Annotated in this window: 14 protein-coding genes and 1 tRNA gene; 3 read left to right on the top strand and 12 right to left on the bottom strand. The window is 49.3% G+C overall.

Annotated features, from left to right (window positions below):
* Window positions 1-39 precede the first annotated feature (39 nt).
* Window positions 40-2,679 (bottom strand): vWA domain-containing protein, encoded by a 2,640-nt coding sequence (locus tag Afil_RS01535; RefSeq protein WP_230266769.1) that lies wholly within the window; start codon window positions 2,677-2,679, stop codon window positions 40-42.
* Between the two features lie 438 nt (window positions 2,680-3,117).
* On the opposite strand from Afil_RS01535, the gene Afil_RS01540 reads away from it, so the two are divergent.
* The 3 genes from Afil_RS01540 to Afil_RS01550 all read left to right on the top strand — a co-directional run bounded on the left by Afil_RS01540 (window position 3,118) and on the right by Afil_RS01550 (window position 5,807).
* On the top strand, window positions 3,118-3,318 hold the full coding sequence (locus tag Afil_RS01540) for a hypothetical protein (protein ID WP_230266770.1): 201 nt from the start codon (window positions 3,118-3,120) through the stop codon (window positions 3,316-3,318).
* A gap of 174 nt (window positions 3,319-3,492) precedes the next feature.
* Window positions 3,493-3,582: transfer RNA gene (locus tag Afil_RS01545), tRNA-Ser, on the top strand.
* A gap of 437 nt (window positions 3,583-4,019) precedes the next feature.
* Window positions 4,020-5,807: a DUF6020 family protein gene (locus Afil_RS01550; RefSeq protein WP_230266771.1), complete on the top strand. Its 1,788-nt coding sequence runs from the start codon at window positions 4,020-4,022 to the stop codon at window positions 5,805-5,807.
* An 83-nt stretch (window positions 5,808-5,890) separates the two neighbouring features.
* Here Afil_RS01550 and Afil_RS01555 read toward each other — a convergent pair whose 3' ends face one another.
* The 11 genes from Afil_RS01555 to essC form a co-directional block, all read right to left on the bottom strand.
* Window positions 5,891-6,154, bottom strand: a complete 264-nt coding sequence (locus Afil_RS01555; protein ID WP_230266772.1) for a DUF1653 domain-containing protein — start codon at window positions 6,152-6,154, stop codon at window positions 5,891-5,893.
* 93 nt (window positions 6,155-6,247) lie between these two features.
* On the bottom strand, window positions 6,248-7,396 hold the full coding sequence (locus Afil_RS01560; RefSeq protein WP_230266773.1) for an acyltransferase: 1,149 nt from the start codon (window positions 7,394-7,396) through the stop codon (window positions 6,248-6,250).
* A gap of 246 nt (window positions 7,397-7,642) precedes the next feature.
* Window positions 7,643-8,116, bottom strand: a complete 474-nt coding sequence (locus tag Afil_RS01565) for a zinc ribbon domain-containing protein (RefSeq protein ID WP_230266774.1) — start codon at window positions 8,114-8,116, stop codon at window positions 7,643-7,645.
* A 37-nt stretch (window positions 8,117-8,153) separates the two neighbouring features.
* Window positions 8,154-8,465, bottom strand: coding sequence for a hypothetical protein (locus tag Afil_RS01570; protein ID WP_230266775.1), 312 nt, complete (start codon window positions 8,463-8,465; stop codon window positions 8,154-8,156).
* Entirely contained in the window at window positions 8,452-9,405 is a 954-nt protein-coding gene (locus Afil_RS01575; protein ID WP_230266776.1) for an FHA domain-containing protein, read from the bottom strand. Before Afil_RS01575 ends, Afil_RS01570 begins: the two co-directional genes overlap by 14 nt.
* A gap of 201 nt (window positions 9,406-9,606) precedes the next feature.
* A complete protein-coding gene (locus Afil_RS01580) occupies window positions 9,607-9,894 on the bottom strand; it encodes a hypothetical protein (protein ID WP_230266777.1) in 288 nt (95 codons plus the stop codon).
* Entirely contained in the window at window positions 9,878-10,204 is a 327-nt protein-coding gene (locus tag Afil_RS01585) for a hypothetical protein (protein WP_230266778.1), read from the bottom strand. Before Afil_RS01585 ends, Afil_RS01580 begins: the two co-directional genes overlap by 17 nt.
* Before the next feature lie 60 nt (window positions 10,205-10,264).
* Window positions 10,265-10,585: a hypothetical protein gene (locus Afil_RS01590; protein ID WP_230266779.1), complete on the bottom strand. Its 321-nt coding sequence runs from the start codon at window positions 10,583-10,585 to the stop codon at window positions 10,265-10,267.
* Window positions 10,586-10,611: 26 nt separating this feature from the next.
* The gene (locus Afil_RS01595) at window positions 10,612-10,794 is read right to left on the bottom strand and encodes a hypothetical protein (RefSeq protein WP_230266780.1); all 183 of its coding nucleotides are present in this window, start codon (window positions 10,792-10,794) and stop codon (window positions 10,612-10,614) included.
* Complete coding sequence (locus tag Afil_RS01600; protein WP_230266781.1) at window positions 10,794-11,045, bottom strand: hypothetical protein; 252 nt, start codon at window positions 11,043-11,045, stop codon at window positions 10,794-10,796. Before Afil_RS01600 ends, Afil_RS01595 begins: the two co-directional genes overlap by 1 nt.
* 229 nt (window positions 11,046-11,274) lie before the next feature.
* Window positions 11,275-16,029: a type VII secretion protein EssC gene (gene essC / locus Afil_RS01605; protein ID WP_230266782.1), complete on the bottom strand. Its 4,755-nt coding sequence runs from the start codon at window positions 16,027-16,029 to the stop codon at window positions 11,275-11,277.
* Window positions 16,030-16,124: the final 95 nt, after the last annotated feature.

Raw genomic sequence — 16,124 nt, forward strand, 5'->3', positions numbered from 1 at the left:
CTGGACGGGCGGGTTTAAACCTTGTGAAGCCATTCCGGATCAGTGTTTTTTGTTGGAAAATTTGAAGCTGACGGTGACATTGGGGTCGGTCATCACCTTAAGACCCTTAAGCACAAACGGTGTTTCATATCCGAACACAAGATTGATGACCTTTTCCGGATTCGTACCCAGCGAATAATTTTTATGGTTAAACGTAAAAGCGCATCGGTTGCAGAGGGCTTCTGGATTTTCCCAGCGAATGTTCCCGCCTTTAACCGCGGTGAACTGCAGGCTGAGTTCAGAAATAATTCCGTTTGTATTTCCTAATTCGAAATTCAGCGTTGCACTCTCGGGTTTAAACGGATTAATCCGGTCGCTGAAGGACAGTTCGTAATCCTGCCGCGGACGGCCTCTTCCCTCCAGTCCCATCCTGATTCCGCGCCGATCCAGATAATGGCCTTTGGCGCTGACATATGTACCCCGTTTAAAACGCGGTTTGGTAATAAATTTATAGACAAGGAACAGGGTAAGAAGCGATGCCAGAACAATCAGGATGAATTTCAGTAAATACGCCCACAGAGAAAGCGGCATGATGCTGATCGCATCTTCTGTCTGGCCTTCTTCCTGCTGTCCGCTGGCCAGCGTAATGTCCAGGTCCACGTTCAGATCCAGGTCGTTGGGAAGGACGCTGGTTGCTGCGGGTCCGCCCAGATAGAAGCGGTAACACGATGGCTGCTCATCTTTGACTACATCAAATTCCAGCGACTGGAAGCAGACCCACCGAATGAGCTGATCGAGAAAATTCGGGGCGTGCTGGCTGGCTGTAAACGTAAAGCTGCTTACGCCTCTTTCCCATTCGTCTTCATTAAGATCTCTCAGTGAGCCGTCCTCTTCTTCGACCTGCACTTTGGCGAGAATATAGGCTTCGCTTCCCGAGCCTCTCTGGTTCGGATCGAACATGTAGGTTCGTTCGCCTTTTTTATACGTCTCCTCAGGATTCTGAAGCGTAATCATCAGATTCAGCGGCTCTGGTGCGACATAGCGAATTTCCACGTTGCCTTCCCCCGCCTGCTGATAGCTGCCGTTATCGCGGGTGACTTTGAGGACAAGATTCTGAGTTGTCGATGTAATGCCCGATCCCTTCTGATCGGTCGCATAAGAAGGCGTCAGATTTACGACGCCGTCCTGGTCGCTCATTGAGATCTCCCAGTTCACCCCTTCGGTACCGGTGACTTCGAATGAGTAGGAATCAAAGGTATCCTTATTGATTCGGGTTCCATCCGGTGCCGAGACCGAAGCCTGCACAGGCTGCTCTCCGCTCAGCGTTCCCGGGTTGATATCGTATCCAGCCGGCTGCGAAAAGAGGACGGAGATCGGTGCGTCTTTTACATCCAGTTTTGCCGATTCTCCCGTCATGTTGATATTTCCCGGAAGCCGGGCGACCGACTGAAGAGTGGCTTTGCCTGGTGCTAAATTCAGTTTTTCTCCGTTGGTGTACGTGACTGTGTTTCCGTCTTCATCCGTTACGGTCAGCGCAAATTCCGAACCTTTAAGAAGTTCCGACTGAGAAGGGTCAATCGGTGTTCCCGTAAGCGGGTCAAAGATCTGAATAACGACTGTACTTTCTCCGCCAGGAATGGATATGCCGTCCTGAATTTCTGTATCGGTAGTTACTTCGGATCCGCTGCGCAGAATCGTCCGGAATTCAATTCCGGGTTCTACATACACATCCACGTCATCGGACGTACTTTCGAATGTGTACTTTCCCGAAGAGAAAGGCTTCTTTGGATCCTTGGCTTCATACGTCACCACTTTGCCGTTCAGATTTGGAGCAATGGCACAACCCGAATTGCATTCCGGCTGCGGAGTCTTATCGTTTACCGAAACCTCTACAGAGAAAGGCTTGGCCGGTACATCTTCGCCGTTGATTTTTGCGTTCGTTACTTCTGTCTGCTTGCCCTGAGCAAAAACGATGAATTTTGAAATGGGTACGTCCGCCTGAAAGGAATAGGAGGAATCTCCCTGAAGCGTGACTTTCTGCAGGGAAAATACCTTCTGGGCAATTTCTGTCAGAGCACCCAGAATCGAACTCGTATCAATGTAGTACGCTTCGTAGCCGTCGTGACTCAGACTGATCTCCTCCGCATAGGACCCGATTCCCACATAGATCATATTGATGCCGTTCACGCCCGCATATTTCTGGAAATCGGATCGAATCTCCTCATTGCTCAGTTCGGTTGTATCGTTGAAAAACGCACCGTCTGTCAAAATGACAAGCCATTTCTGCTGAGCTGTGGACTGTTTGAGGTTTTCGCCCGCGGCATCGACGGCCTGGATCGGCGTGCCGGATGTATCCTTCATGTCATTGATCCGTTTGACACGATCGGCTGGATCTTCCGTTCCCTTTAAAGTAAAGAAGTCATTTTTCGAATCGTTATCTTCGGCTTTGCTCATCGGAAAAACGTTCAGTGTATCTTCTTCACCCATAAAGGCTGAAAAAACTTCCATTGCATATTTCGCCTGAGACCAGCTGTCCATCCGGGAATTGCTCATACTGCCGGAATCGTCGTAGACAACGTTGATCTGCGTCGTATCCTTGCTGGTTTCCATCGCGGAAATCGGTGCGGTCCAGAAGGACCCGAACACTGTGAAAGCAGCCAGCATTGAAGCGAATACTTTTTCCATTTTTTTAATGAACATAGCTTTTCTTCCTTTCCATGAATGAAAACTTGCAGTTTAAGCCGACCTGAAAACCGATTTGCAGACTTGAGAAGGCTTGCCAGAAAACGTATCTGCACTCATCGTGCGAAAAGAAGTCGATTTTCAGGCATGAAATCCGCTGGGTCCAAAAGCGGGCGCTGAGCAGTCGAACAATCGTAATTGTGCGTATTCAGCAAATAAAGGCGATTATTTTTGTTTCGTTTGAATATATCAATCTAACCTTTGCGTAAAAATATAGCTGTCCTACAAATTATAATCGGGTTCACAAGGGCTTTGCCCGCCCATTTGCAGTATTGACAAACTGTGTGCAAATTAGAGCAAATTGTCGGAAGAATTGTCGAATTCATGTGAAATAATTTCGGCCTTTTTCCTGACTCCATCAAATCCTTCAATGCGCACAAAGGAGGGCATGACTGGATGGAGATGGACAGTATCCATATTTATTCTGTTTTCATTTCTGTCGATTTCGATCCCGGGTTACTTGCCTCCTCTGTCGGAAACATCCAGGCAGCGTTTGCTTTTCATCCCCTCCTTTTTCTTCCAGTCCGCCTTTTTCCTGAACAATCGAATTTTACCGAACCGAATTGGCTGCCCGGACGAGGGGGAGAATTTTCATAAAGCGCGAGGACGAAACAGATACGAAACAGGATCGAAAGAAGATCCGAAAGAAGAAAACGGGATTCTGCCTTTTTCGGCCCCTCGAAAATGCATTAGATAATCCTAACTATTTTTCAATTTCCTGTTTGACTTTGTCGAGAGGGCTTTGGTAATATAAACGAGCGTTAAGCGAACGGAGTCGTGTCCGAGCGGTTTAAGGTGCAGTCTTGGAAAGGCTGTGTAGGCGAAAGCTTACCCAGGGTTCGAATCCCTGCGACTCCGCCATTGAAAACAATCCGAACCGGGATTTCTTAAAGAAATTCCGGTTCGTTTTTTTATGGTTTTCCCTTTTTCCTGTCTGACATTTTTTCTTTGTCTGTATGATTTTCATGGATTCAGTCCTGTCCAAAGGAAACGTCCTGGAGTCTACATTGAATTTGACCGGCTTCTTCTCCTTCCGTACCATATTATTTTGTAAAAGAAACTCCGGATTATTCTGTAAAAGAAACTCCGGATTATTCTGTAAAAGAAACACCGGCTTTTTTCTGGATTCAACAGAACTCACGAAGTCTTTTTCTCTATTACCGGCTGAAAATCGGACTCGATTTCTCCGATCTCTTTTTAAAATGATCCCTTTAAAGCATTTCTAAAGCGTTTCTTCACTCGATAACGGTTCATTCCCGCTTTGCGGATGCTTCTCATCCCGACTGGAGGATTCTACGATGAGCAAATCCATGCGCGGACTGTGGATCTGGACATCTCTGTTCTTTTCCCTGTTTGCTTCCTGGCCAAAACTGATGGAGTACGGATTATCTCCGTTTTTTAAATCCTATGTTTTATGGCTTCTTTTTTATAGCCTTCTTTTTCTGGCTATTGCCTTTCTCTTTACCGTCCTGAACAGAAAGTTCAATCTGCGCTCGAGGCGATCCCTTCTGGTTCATTCATCCACAACAAAAAAACAGGAACGCTTTCTGTTCTGGAGCGTCCTGCTGCTGATGATTGTGACCTGGATGCCGGCGTTCCTGGCGTTTTTCCCAGGAACCTTTGGCGCGGATGCCCCGATCCAGCTGGCGATGTATAACGGCGATCTGCCGTTCACGACGCATCATCCGTGGCTTCATACCCTTCTGCTTGGCTCCCTGCTCCGACTCGGAAACATTCTCTTTCACAACCCGAACGCAGGGACCGGTATTTACATTTTCTTCTTTCAGATCGTGTTCTGCGCCTATGCGATCGCCAAAGCGATGCTGTATCTCTATCGAAAAGGCCTCAACGCCTGGATTCTGATCACGACTTCCTTTTTTATGGCCGTCTCGCCTTTCTCGCAGATGCTCGTGTGCTATACGACCAAGGATATAATGTTCGCTCCGGCTCTCCTTTTATTTATTGTTTCGATCTGCTCGCTTCTCTTCCCGCCAAAGCCCTCCGAAAGCGCCAGAGCCGATCTTTCCTCACCTGCAGAAAATCCAAAGGCTGTTCGGGAGAAAGACAGATCTGCAGCGTCGTCTTCCCTTCTGAAAAAGACAGCCGAGATTATCGGCTGGGGCGTTCTCATGTGTCTTTTGCGCAATCAGGGGTTATACCTGGCCATACTCGGTCTGATCCTTCTCTTCTTTGTCTATCTAAAAGACAGAAAGAAGCGCATTGTTCAGCTTTTTATGATTTCTCAGGTTTCCATACTTGTTTTGGGCTGGCTGCTTACTTCCCTTGTCCCTTCCATTGCCGGCATCAAGATTAACAATCCCCGGGAAATGCTTGCTCTGCCGATTCATCAGCTTGCCTTTGAACTGAACCGCAACGATCAGATCGAAGAGAAGTTCATTTCCAAAGAAGACGAGGCTCTCGCCTACAGCTATTTCGATGACTTTACGCCCGATCAGCTGGATCCGTTCAGTGCAGACAGTTCCAAGGATCTTTTTTACAACGAAAAGTTCTCCGAAAATCCGGGACAGTTTATTTCCCTGTATTTGCGGGTACTGACAACAGACTGGCGCGGCGCGATTCAGGCAGCCGCCTATCTGACCGCTCCCTATTTCGATATGCGCTATGGAGAGTACAATGCGCTCTCTGTTATGACGAGCTACGAAGACTACGCGGATAAGCAGCATATCGCTTCCTATTCTCTGCTTCCCGGCTACCGCGACAAACTGCGCGGCATTGCAATGCAGTCGGCCACCTTTGACAACTGTCCGCTGTGGCTGCGTTTCTTTGACCCCGGCATTACCCTTTATCTGGTGATCTTCCTTCTTGGCTATGCTATTTTCTTCCGAAGCAAGTTTGCGGCAACCGCGTGCCTCTATACCGTTCTGTATATTCTGACCATGCTGCTTGGGCCTGTTTCCCTGCTGCGCTATTCCTTTATCTATACGTATCAGTGGCCGTTCCTTCTTGGCGTTCTGCTTTTGAGCGCTCTGTCCCGCAAGCCAAAAAAGAAAACAGCCCGTATAAAACGGACCGTACGCAAATCGGCTGCCGATCCAGCCGCTGCCGCTTCCAAAGCGGCTATCTAATCTTCTGATTTTTCAAACCCAGTACAGGCATTCCTCAAATAAAAAGGCAGGTGTCGACTTTATCGTCGGTACCTGCCTTTTCATTACGAATGTCTGGCTGTCGACTCCACCTTCTGGAGTTCAAAGCGCCAGGTCTGTTTCATTTCTGGATATTTTTCATGATCCACCGGGGAAGCAAACTCATCCAGTTCGCGTACCCACAGTGAACCGTCTCCATACAGCTGGCGGTAGATCACCATTTCCTTAGCGGAATCCGCGTTTCGGGCAATGGCTTCGACCAGATACAGATCGCCTTTGAAATGACGATAGATTCGGCCAGGGTAAATTGTCTGTTTCTTTGTTTCCATACATGTCACTCCTTAAATCCTGAACTGCCTGATCCAGACATTTACGCTTTTACAGGCAAATTCATTACTTAACTTAAAACGAATTTTCACGCTCTATCCATAGACCTTTTCCGGCTGAAAGAGCATCTTGATGCCCTTCCACAGCCATTTCACAATCCAGGAAAGAATAAAGGAAAGCACGAAGAGAATCGCCTCCATGCAAAGGGTATAGAGCAGACTGAAAGCGAAACCGTTGCTTTTCAAAATCAGATTTTGCAGAGACTGAGTAAATCCTACGCTGGTCAGAATGCGCAAAATGGGAAAGTGAACAATATAGATCAGAAAAGAATACGAAGCGGCTGCACAGATCATCGATTCTGCACCCGCTTCAACCGCTTTTTTAGCGCCTTTTCTGGGGCGAATGGCTGCCAGACCAAAAATCAGAATGAGTGCCGAGGCCAGCATGCCCCAGGCGGAATACCAGTACAGCGCGCTCGCATCGCCCGGATCTGCCGCAAAATGTTTCATCTGGACCCTGGCCCGCGCCAGATTCAGGAAAACGAAACCGGCCAGTGCCGCAGCGGCAGTGATCCAGCCGTGAAAGTGTTTTCGATTTCGATACAGAATATGTCCCCAGATCACTTCGATGGAAGCCGGAATGGCTGCTCGGAACAGATAGTGAGAAAAGCCGGCGAGATGGTTGGACGTCAGATCGTTCACAATAAAGAACCCTAACGTAGCAGCCATAAAAAGAATGGTGGCGACTCGGGATCGATCCAGCCCGTCCGCAATCCATTTCAAAACCGGAAAGAACAGAAAGACGAGCAGATTGACGTACAAATACCACAGATGATCCATGCCGATTACACCGTTTCGCCATTGCAGAAAATCATTCAATACCGCCGGAATATCCGAAGGGACAAATCCGGGCAGGGGCAGACTGTTCATCGCAATGCCGAGCAGACTCGCCAGAACGAGCGGAATAAAAATCCGGGTAAACCCTCGCTTGAGCGTTTTGCCATACGTACTGGAAAACAGAAAACAGCCGATGACCATCCAGAAAATACCAACGCCATCCGCTGCCAGGCAGGCAATAAAGACACGGCCAAAAGCCGGTTCGCCGTTAATGATCACTGGCGGATACGAATGACAGAGCAGAACGATCAGACAGGCGATCAGCCGAACCAGTTCTACGCGGGCATCTCGGCCCCTTTTCTTTTTTGGCCTGGATCGAGTCAGAGCCATTGTAGTGGATTGTGTCATTTTTAAACCTCCTGCAAATCGTAAACGATCGGCTTTATTGTAACGGACTGAGCAGACAATTGACGAATTCTTAAAAATCGGGCATTTCAAATAGTCGAACGCAAAAGATCCTCTGACAAAGTCCATTCCTTTTCCCTCGATTTTTCTGGTCCGTATTCATCGCCGTTTCTTATGACCAAAAAAAAAAGAAGAGCTGTCCCCTTACGTACAGTATCTCTTCTTTTTCTGTCCGATTTGCGAAACCCGTTATTCTTCGCAGGACTCTCCGCAGTTGCCGCAGAAACGGGCATCCAGCGGAAGTTTGGTGCCACAGAACGGGCAGTATTTAAACGTCATCGGCTGCTCGAACGGGTCTGAACGGTTTGAATCGCCGTTTCCGGTTTTGTTTCTGGAATCCAGATCTTCACACGGGCTGAGACTTTCGAGTCCATCTAAACTGTCCAGACTCTCAAGATTATCGAGACTGTCCAGATCGATTGAGCGAAGCTGGTCAAATATGCCGCCGGTTGAAGCGGCAGGTTCCGGTTTTGGCAGGTCCATCGTCTCAGTATGACGATCCCGCAGTTTGAGCTGTTCTTTAAGATGCGTAATCTGATCAAAATAAAGAATCAGTTCTGGCGTCGGTTCTTCGAAACGATTTTCATAAAACGCTTTGCCCAGTTCCCGGTACGCCGCATCGAGGGCTTCCAGAGACGATTCCCCTTGATCGGCTTTTGGCATTCGAATAAAAACTGTTTTATTATTTCCGCTCATAGTCTTACCCCAGTACAATCGCAAATTCGCGCTGCTTCAAATAGATCGCCGTATCCCGCCCAAGGTAATATCGACGATGTTTCCCCAGCGGCTGCCCGCTTTCTAAAAAGACAGCCCGGTTTTCAAACGGCTCAATTCCATACATGCCCAGATCACAATCGTAAAAAATGCCGACAGACGCCTTTTCGCTCTGTTCCAGAACGACTTCCGGCTCTTCCTCCATCTCCACGAACACTTCTTCCAGATGGTGCAGCAGAACCGCTTCTCCCTTATGGAATGAGTCTGTGCCGATCAATACGCCTTCAAATCGGTTCATGACGCAAATCCTCCTTGCTTTGTTCAAGCTGGAACAGCTGATTGGAGCCAAGGCGAAGAATCTGTCCGTCTCGGATTTCCGATTTCTGCGTGACGGGCTGATAATTGACAAACGTCTTGGAAGAAGAATTGAGATCTTCCACCATAACGCGATTCTCTTCCAGCGTCAGCCGGGCATGCCGCTCAGAGAGTGTCGTATCAAAATCGATGACAAAGTCGCTTTGCCTTCCGCATCCGATCAGCAGCTCTTTTTGCAGGCGAATCTGAATGCCCGTATTCATATGACGCAAAAACCAGTTTGACCGGGAACGCACGATCGGTTCGGGCTCTGGGATGGAATCGGAATTTTGTACCATACCATCGTCAGAACTTTTCGGTATTTCAGCGAGCACTTCGACAGCTTCGGCAGCTTCGGCGGCTTCCTCTGGGGCTGGATCGGTTCTGAAGTCCAGCAAGTCATCCAGATCTCGCATAGCCGTATCTTCCGCCTTTTTTTCCTCGACTTCCTGATAATTTTGTTCCTGCTGAGTTTCGACAGGATCCGCTTTATCCTGCACGATGGTTTCTGCTGGACGTTCCGGTATGATTTCTGGAGCCTTCTTGCTCAAAAGGTCCGTCTCCACTTTGGAATCTGAGGAAAATTCCCGGAACATCTGATCAAAGATGTCTTTTTTGGATGACGTGGTTTCGTTTTTTGCGGATTCGAAAGCTGGAAAACCGGCAGGCTTTTCTTCCGGAAAAACGAACGGTTCGGGTTCGGTCTGGGAATGGATGTTTGAGAAATCGCCGCCGCAGATTTCCTTTTCTTCGCTGTCTACGGCTTTATGTCGAATGGGATCGCTGGCTGTTCTGGGAACCACGATCGGAATCAGCCCGCTAATACGGGCGGAAACCGGCGGGATATCCAGTGACGAAACAGAAATCCACTTTGCTTTTTTCATGTGTCCTTCCTTATGGCTTATCGTGGTCTGCCTATCCTTTTTTCGGATTCCAAAGAAGGGGGCAGATATACGAAACGTGGCTCGCTGTCGAACCACGTTTCGTCAGGTGCGATCCAGTCGGGCTGTACCCGGCGGATCGCTGAAACAAATTATGGATGCCGTTTTTTCGTCCTGGCTCGACGTCATTTTGAAAAAACGGTTTTATTTCATTTGTCGCTGAAGATCCAGAGCGCTTTCTTCACATCGTTTCAGACTCTCTTCCAGATCCTGAAGGGTACGGGTCATTGCCGATTCGTAGTCTTCGAGGAGCTGCTGGAGCTTCTGATTTTCCTGTATCAGCGTTTCGCACGGATGGGCAGCCGCGTGGAGTTCAGGTGACTGTCTCAGATTTGCGATGATGGAAAGAAGAAGGTTTCTCTCCTGCAGAAGAGTCTCTCTGGAGCGATGGAGCTGTCGTGCCGAGGTTCGAATTTTATCCGAAGATCGCATTCGCCTCATCTTCCAGCGCCTTCAGATCATCCGTGATGGTGCTCTGTGTCTGGGTCATGGAATTGAGATAGTTTTCAATCTGGGTTCTGGCAGCAATGGTTTTCGTGATTACCGTCTGCACATTATGCAGATGGGTATCCAGGTTTCGGACCGCGTCGTTTCCCACGTTGCCAATTACGCCGTTCTGCATATTTTCTTTAACTTTCTGCAGGTCTTTCTGATATCCCTGCATCTTATCCAGTTCGGCTCCAAGTTTGTCGAGAGTCTGTCGATATTTTTCTTCCGAGACTTTAAGTTTCAGTTTTTCCATAGTCTTTCTTTTAATGTGTTCTCTTTCTATTTTCTGATTGACTTAGATGTACAGTTTCGATTACTTGCCTTTTCCGATGCCGGCAGAGCGGAGGGAATCCGTTGCATTTTTCTCCGCGCCGACCAGGGATTCTCCAGCGCGGATAAAGCCCTTCGCCAGATCCCAGATGACCTGTACACAGGCATCCACCAGATCTACAAACTCATTGCCGACTTCTTTAAGGTGATCCGAGAATGTACCTTCGCTTTCCTCGTACAGCTCTCCAATCAGTGCGTCTACCGCTTTGCTGCTTTCCTGGATAACAGTTCCAATGTTTTGAAGATCTTCGGCAGACATATCCATAACTTCTGTTGCGACTTCCAGTTCCCAATTTCCACTCATAGTTCTTTCCTCCTTGTTTCTTTGTTTTACTCACCATTTCGGATCAGCCATTCTTTCAGGCGCCGGATCTGCTCGAGCTGAGCCTGACGCGCGTGAATGTATTCCCGGGAAAATTCTCCCTCCGTTTCGCGCTGCCAGCTTTCCACGTCCATTTCTATACTGTGGATCAGCCTTTGAATCTGATCGAATAGTTCCTGTCGGTTCTGCATCAAAGTAAATATAGTACATCCCCCTGACCGATCGAATAATCTTTCAAATCGTTGCCGCTTTTTAATACGCGCTGCTGTTTTTGACTAAACAGAACTTCCTGTTCGGAGGCGTAATACTTTCCGCCGGCCAGATTTTCAACCGCCTGAGCGAGCAGCTGGGTCAGTTCCTTGCAGTCCATCGAATCCGGAACCATCAGGTTGTATGTTTTCTGAATGGAAGGAACGTATAAATCGATCAGTATTTTTTCCATAAACAGTTCCTTTCTTTGCAGCTCTATTTTCGCCGCCGTATCCATCCTGGCTTTCGTTCGTTCAGGGGACATTCCGTCCGAAAGAAGGCCTGCTCTGAACCGTCTTTCCTTTCCCGGAGTCCTTTATCTTTTCTGAATCAGATCACTTTTCACTTTCCCGATCACCATCTCTTTTCCAATCCCTTTCTCTTTCCTGACCCGTATCTCGTGCAAAATGCACGCAGCCGGTCTAGCTGAGAACCGGCCGTTCATCCTCATCTTCCTGTGCGGTTTTCCTTAAATCGCCAAGCGGAAGGAAAATGGTTTCGACCTGATCGTTTTCCCAGATCAGCCCGTTATTGAGATTTTGCGTTTTGGATGGACGGACAATTCTGGAATATTCGCGCGGCAAAGTCACCAGATCCTGCCGGTCAAAGCATCCGCCAAATAACAGGGTCAGTTTCCCTTTGAAATGTGACTTCATCATAGCGTCGAAGCGTTCCGGGTCATTGGCAAGGGTGAATCTTCGAAGTTCTTCTACTTCCTCGAGGGTCAGATTCCCTTCGTCCAGCTTTGATTTTTCTGTCTCGTGCAGTTTTCGGCTGGCCAGAGAAATGCGTTCCTTGTCCTGAGGATGCCAGCCGAATACAAAATAAATATTGAAACCGGCTGTGTTGTTAATGATCCCGCTTAAAGGTCCGGCAGATCCGGCACTGAGATTCAGGATCAGATCCCCGTAATCGTCCACGAGAATAAACAGAGGCTCTGTTCTTCTTCGCATCTCTTTGCGGACGATTTTCAGGCTGGCGGCTTTTTTCCAGTCTTCGATGCCTTTTTCCTTCTGGATTTCCAGGCGGATCGTTTTGCGCTCCTTTGCGATTTTCGCAAGCTGATTGACGAACGTGTTCACCGTCTGAGCGGTCAGTTTTGTCCACTCGATTCCTTCTCGATGCGTTTTGGGAAGCTCAGAAGCACTCAGTCGAATCACAGAGCCCCCGCTCTTTTTGACGGCGGTCTGAATGGCGCCCATGACGTAGTTCACAGCGTCTGGATTTCCAAAGTAGACAGGCAGGGTGCTCAGCTGCTGAAACGGCAGCGCAATCGGGCGCAGCCGGCTGCGGATAATTCCAAGCGGAATGCGTTCTGGTTTGAACGGCGCGATGAACTCCTCATACGTCTGTTCCGGATCGATCTGCGTCAGATGATCGGGCTCGGCTGCGTCTTTCCAGATCGTATTCGCGGTTTCAATTTGCGAAAGGATCTGACCGTAGCGTTCGGCGTCATCGAGCTGAGGGTCGAGCGCGGCTGCCTGGAACTCTAAAACCCGCTTGTCCTTTCGGATGTAGCCGCGTCCGGGAAGCGGATCGGGAAAGGCCTTCGGCCGGATATCCAGCAGATCCTGATACAGATACATATCGGTCAGCCGTAAGGGCAAAGACGTCTGAATGACGCTCTGCTGTCTGGCGGTCACATTGCGCACGTCCGCGACGAGAAGCATGAACTGAATGCCGAAAGCCGGTCCGTCCCTCAGCAGCCGAAGAAGCTGATCGAGCGCCTGACGGCCCTGTCCCCTGTCGGGGAAATCGTCAAATCCGTCAATGATAAAAAACGTCAGCGGAAGGCGCTGCACTCGGCGCATGGACGCAAAGCTCGTCCGGTTATACTGCGCAAACAGTTTTTTGCGTTTTTCGAGCAGATCGTACGCAAACTGAATGAGCAGGCAGAGTTCCTCTTCGGAAGGTCGGCTCATGCACATGCCGACATGTTTCAGTTGGGAAAACATGCCCAGTGACTTTCCCGTCAGGTCGGCAATATAAAACTGCAGATCTTCCGGTGAATTTCTATCGATTGAAGTGAGAAGAATGGTTTCCGCCAGCCAGGTTTTTCCAGTTCCCGGCTCGCCGGCAATTAAAATGTTTCCCGCATTGGCCAGATCCAGCGTATAGGGCAGCTGTTCCTGATTTTCCGGATCATCCGTCAGACCGATCGTTACCGAATAGGAATCTTCCGGCTGCTTCAGAGAGCTCAGGCTGATCTGCGGATTGAGCGGGTCGAGCCATAAGGAAGGCACTTCGATTCCCTTCTGTCTGGCCAGATCGGACAAATAGGTCACTAAGGAAACGAGCTGCGAGCGGCCTTTTTGCCGTCTGGTCTGAATCGGCTTGGTTTTAAAATACGGTTCGCCATTGGGATCGAGAAAAAGGATTTCCTTGTTTTCCGAAGACTGCGCTTCATCGGACGGCTTATACTCGGCGCCGGTCCACGCGGACTGACCCATCGCAAAGTACTCGTCGTATCCCACCAGCATGTAAAAGCGGCCGGTTTCCTTGATTTCGGCCGCATAAGGCCGGTTGATCATGTCATTGGAGTCGCTGCGGTCCTGAACTTTCAGGCTGACGCGGAATTTGGTGTTGCTTTTGATCTGACCCGTGACGACACCCGCCGGTTTCTGGGTCGCCAGAATGAGGTGGACGCCAAGGCTTCGGCCGATACGTGCAGTAGAAACGAGCTGATCGAGAAATTCCGGATGCTGGTCATTCAGCTCCGCAAACTCATCGGAAATAATGAGCAGATGGGAAACCGGTTCGCTCACAACGCCGCGGCGGTAAAGCTGCTGGTAGCCGTAAATGTCCATCGTTCCTTCGTTGGCAATGGATTTGGCTTCATTGAATATTTTCTGGCGGCGCTTGAGTTCACTCTCGATCGATGCCAGAGCCCGGTTCATCGTGCTTTCGTCCAGGTTGGTAATCGTACCCGCAACATGCGGCAGCTTGATTCCGCGCTGCGGATCCACAAACGCGCCCGTAAGACCTCCGCCCTTGAAGTCGATCAGAATAAACGAGACTTCGTACGGATGATAGTTAACGGCCAGCGACAGAACGTAGGAAATGATGAACTCACTTTTACCCGACCCGGTCATACCGGCGATCAGGCCATGCGGGCCATGCTTTTTTTCATGAATATCCAGCTCAAACAAAGACCCGTCGGGATGGACACCGACTGGTGCAGCCAGCGTTTTCATCGGGTTGGAATCTTTCCAGCGCTGTTCAATATCGAGATGTTCAATACGGCCGGCTTTGTACATTTCCAGAAAGGTCAGCATCGCCGGCAGTTCTTCTTCCTTTTTCTCTTTGGGACGGCGGATATTGGAAATTTCGCTGAACGCCTTCATCAGAGCGTTTCTGGAAATCGAAGCGTCCAGACAGAACAGATCCGGCTTTTCCTGATGTTCCAGCTGCAAAATATGAATGCCTCCCTCTTCGAGAGAAAAGACTTTCGTACACTCCTTAGGCAGGATGGTCGAAAAGCTGAAAATGCTGAAGCCAAGGTTGTGTCCGGCCGTGACTGCTGTCCAGAGCGATTTTGCGGATTCAAGCAGTTCCTGCGAAAAGGAGAAGACCAGATAGTACGGCGGGTTTTCCAGAACCTGTTCGCGGCGGCCTTCCTTTTTCTGCGCTTCTTCCACTCGTTCACTCAGACGCTTGGATGCTTCGGCTGCATCGGCTTCGCTGGTAATAATCCAGCGAAACTCCTGCCGGTCATCCCAGATGTGGGGCAGAAATTTTAAAAACGGATTTTCCTCCAGCATATCGCGGTCCATGACCAGAATGATTTTCAGCTCTTCCGACGCATGCAAGTAGCAGATCTGAAACAGGAGCCGGTAAAACAAGGAGAGCTTTCTCTGCAGGCTGCCGCGCACGCCGCAAATGTAATCCTCGATAAAATCGACTGTGATCGGCGCATCCGTCAAGGCGTAATCCTGTTCGACGAGCCCGTACATTTTGAGGGCCAGAGAATCTTCATCGACGCCAAACGATCGGGATGGATACTGAATTTCACTTTTGAGCGGAACTTTTCCTTTGCCGATGCGCAGACGCAGAAAGTCCTGATGAACCGGTCTTCTTTCCCACAGCCGTCTACGGCTGGGCAGAAAGCGGAACAGATCGTCTTCCGACGGATTGTTTTCGTTGAGGTCCTGCAGTTCCATCGCCTGAACCGTTTCAATCTGATTCTGGATTTCACTGAGATATTCGTTGTAGCGAACATACCGGCGGTTTTCGTATTCTTTTCGTTCTTTCTCGGTAAACTTCGAAGTCAGCATGGGAAACATGACCGAACTGATCAGAGACGTGAAGTTTCCATTGAGCGCACTCATTCCGGAAAACACAGCCGGGCCGCCAAGGCGCAGCAGCAGAGGAATCTTGTTGGCGCTCATGGAAAGGGGCGGCAGGTCGACGGTAATTTTGACGGGATCAAAATGAAACGCACGTTCGCGCGGCTTGCGAAAAAACGGGATGCTTTCCCTTGGTTTGGGAAGAGAAGACCATTCCTTTAACTGAATGGGGTCCGTCAGAGGCGTCAGGGAGCGCACGACCGTATGTTCGGTCAGGCTCTGGATCGATAAAAAGCCTAATCCGACGACAATCAGACAGCCTGGAAATTCCAGACGGTCGCCGGCCTGAAGCGAACGCAGCGAAACAAATTCGCCGTTTACGCGCGTTCCAAACGAACTGTGCTCATCGCGCAGATGCATGCCCTCCGAGGAAAGATCGATCGTCGCATGCAGACGGGAGACGAGCGGATTATCGATTTGAATGTCGTTTTCTGACATTCGGCCGATGTGAATCTGACCGGTGCGCGGCAGGAGAAAGTTTTTCATCAAAACGGTATCTTCCGCATCCTCGATCAGCAGAACCTGCAGCCGAATCGAACCGAATTCAATTTCAAAGGCTTCCAGATTCTGAAGATCCAGACTCGTCTGCGGCTGCGTCTGATCCCAGGCTTTCAGCCGCCCGTTTCCAAAAATGGAAATTCTCTGCTCCTTTTCGTTGCGTTCAAACCAGAGGTTGATGAAGCTGTATCGATCCGAAAGCCAGATGCGACTTCGTCCGATGGGGTACTGGGACAGAGATTTGACCGTGATCAGCTGCCCTTCATGAATGAAGTACAGATTTCTGGAGCATTCTGGTACCTGTTTTAAAGAGAGTCCCTGTTCTCGACCCATACAATCACTTCCTAACTAAATCTTCCCGATTTTTCCCTGTCCTGTCCTGCCTGCCTCGGCTTCTGCACAGAAAAACACGTCGGTACGTCGACGCC

Origin of the sequence: Allobaculum fili, assembly GCF_020969955.1 — a bacterium.
Lineage (GTDB): Bacteria > Bacillota_I > Bacilli_A > Erysipelotrichales > Erysipelotrichaceae > Allobaculum > Allobaculum fili.

What these genes read in the sequence shown, in the direction of transcription:
- Afil_RS01535 (WP_230266769.1), bottom strand. Translation starts at nt 2,679, where the DNA reads ATGTTCATTAAAAAAATGGAAAAAGTATTCGCTTCAATGCTGGCTGCT.
- Afil_RS01540 (WP_230266770.1), top strand. Translation starts at nt 3,118, where the DNA reads ATGGAGATGGACAGTATCCATATTTATTCTGTTTTCATTTCTGTCGAT.
- Afil_RS01550 (WP_230266771.1), top strand. Translation starts at nt 4,020, where the DNA reads ATGAGCAAATCCATGCGCGGACTGTGGATCTGGACATCTCTGTTCTTT.
- Afil_RS01555 (WP_230266772.1), bottom strand. Translation starts at nt 6,154, where the DNA reads ATGGAAACAAAGAAACAGACAATTTACCCTGGCCGAATCTATCGTCAT.
- Afil_RS01560 (WP_230266773.1), bottom strand. Translation starts at nt 7,396, where the DNA reads ATGACACAATCCACTACAATGGCTCTGACTCGATCCAGGCCAAAAAAG.
- Afil_RS01565 (WP_230266774.1), bottom strand. Translation starts at nt 8,116, where the DNA reads ATGCCAAAAGCCGATCAAGGGGAATCGTCTCTGGAAGCCCTCGATGCG.
- Afil_RS01570 (WP_230266775.1), bottom strand. Translation starts at nt 8,465, where the DNA reads ATGAACCGATTTGAAGGCGTATTGATCGGCACAGACTCATTCCATAAG.
- Afil_RS01575 (WP_230266776.1), bottom strand. Translation starts at nt 9,405, where the DNA reads ATGAAAAAAGCAAAGTGGATTTCTGTTTCGTCACTGGATATCCCGCCG.
- Afil_RS01580 (WP_230266777.1), bottom strand. Translation starts at nt 9,894, where the DNA reads ATGCGATCTTCGGATAAAATTCGAACCTCGGCACGACAGCTCCATCGC.
- Afil_RS01585 (WP_230266778.1), bottom strand. Translation starts at nt 10,204, where the DNA reads ATGGAAAAACTGAAACTTAAAGTCTCGGAAGAAAAATATCGACAGACT.
- Afil_RS01590 (WP_230266779.1), bottom strand. Translation starts at nt 10,585, where the DNA reads ATGAGTGGAAATTGGGAACTGGAAGTCGCAACAGAAGTTATGGATATG.
- Afil_RS01595 (WP_230266780.1), bottom strand. Translation starts at nt 10,794, where the DNA reads ATGCAGAACCGACAGGAACTATTCGATCAGATTCAAAGGCTGATCCAC.
- Afil_RS01600 (WP_230266781.1), bottom strand. Translation starts at nt 11,045, where the DNA reads ATGGAAAAAATACTGATCGATTTATACGTTCCTTCCATTCAGAAAACA.
- essC (WP_230266782.1), bottom strand. Translation starts at nt 16,029, where the DNA reads ATGGGTCGAGAACAGGGACTCTCTTTAAAACAGGTACCAGAATGCTCC.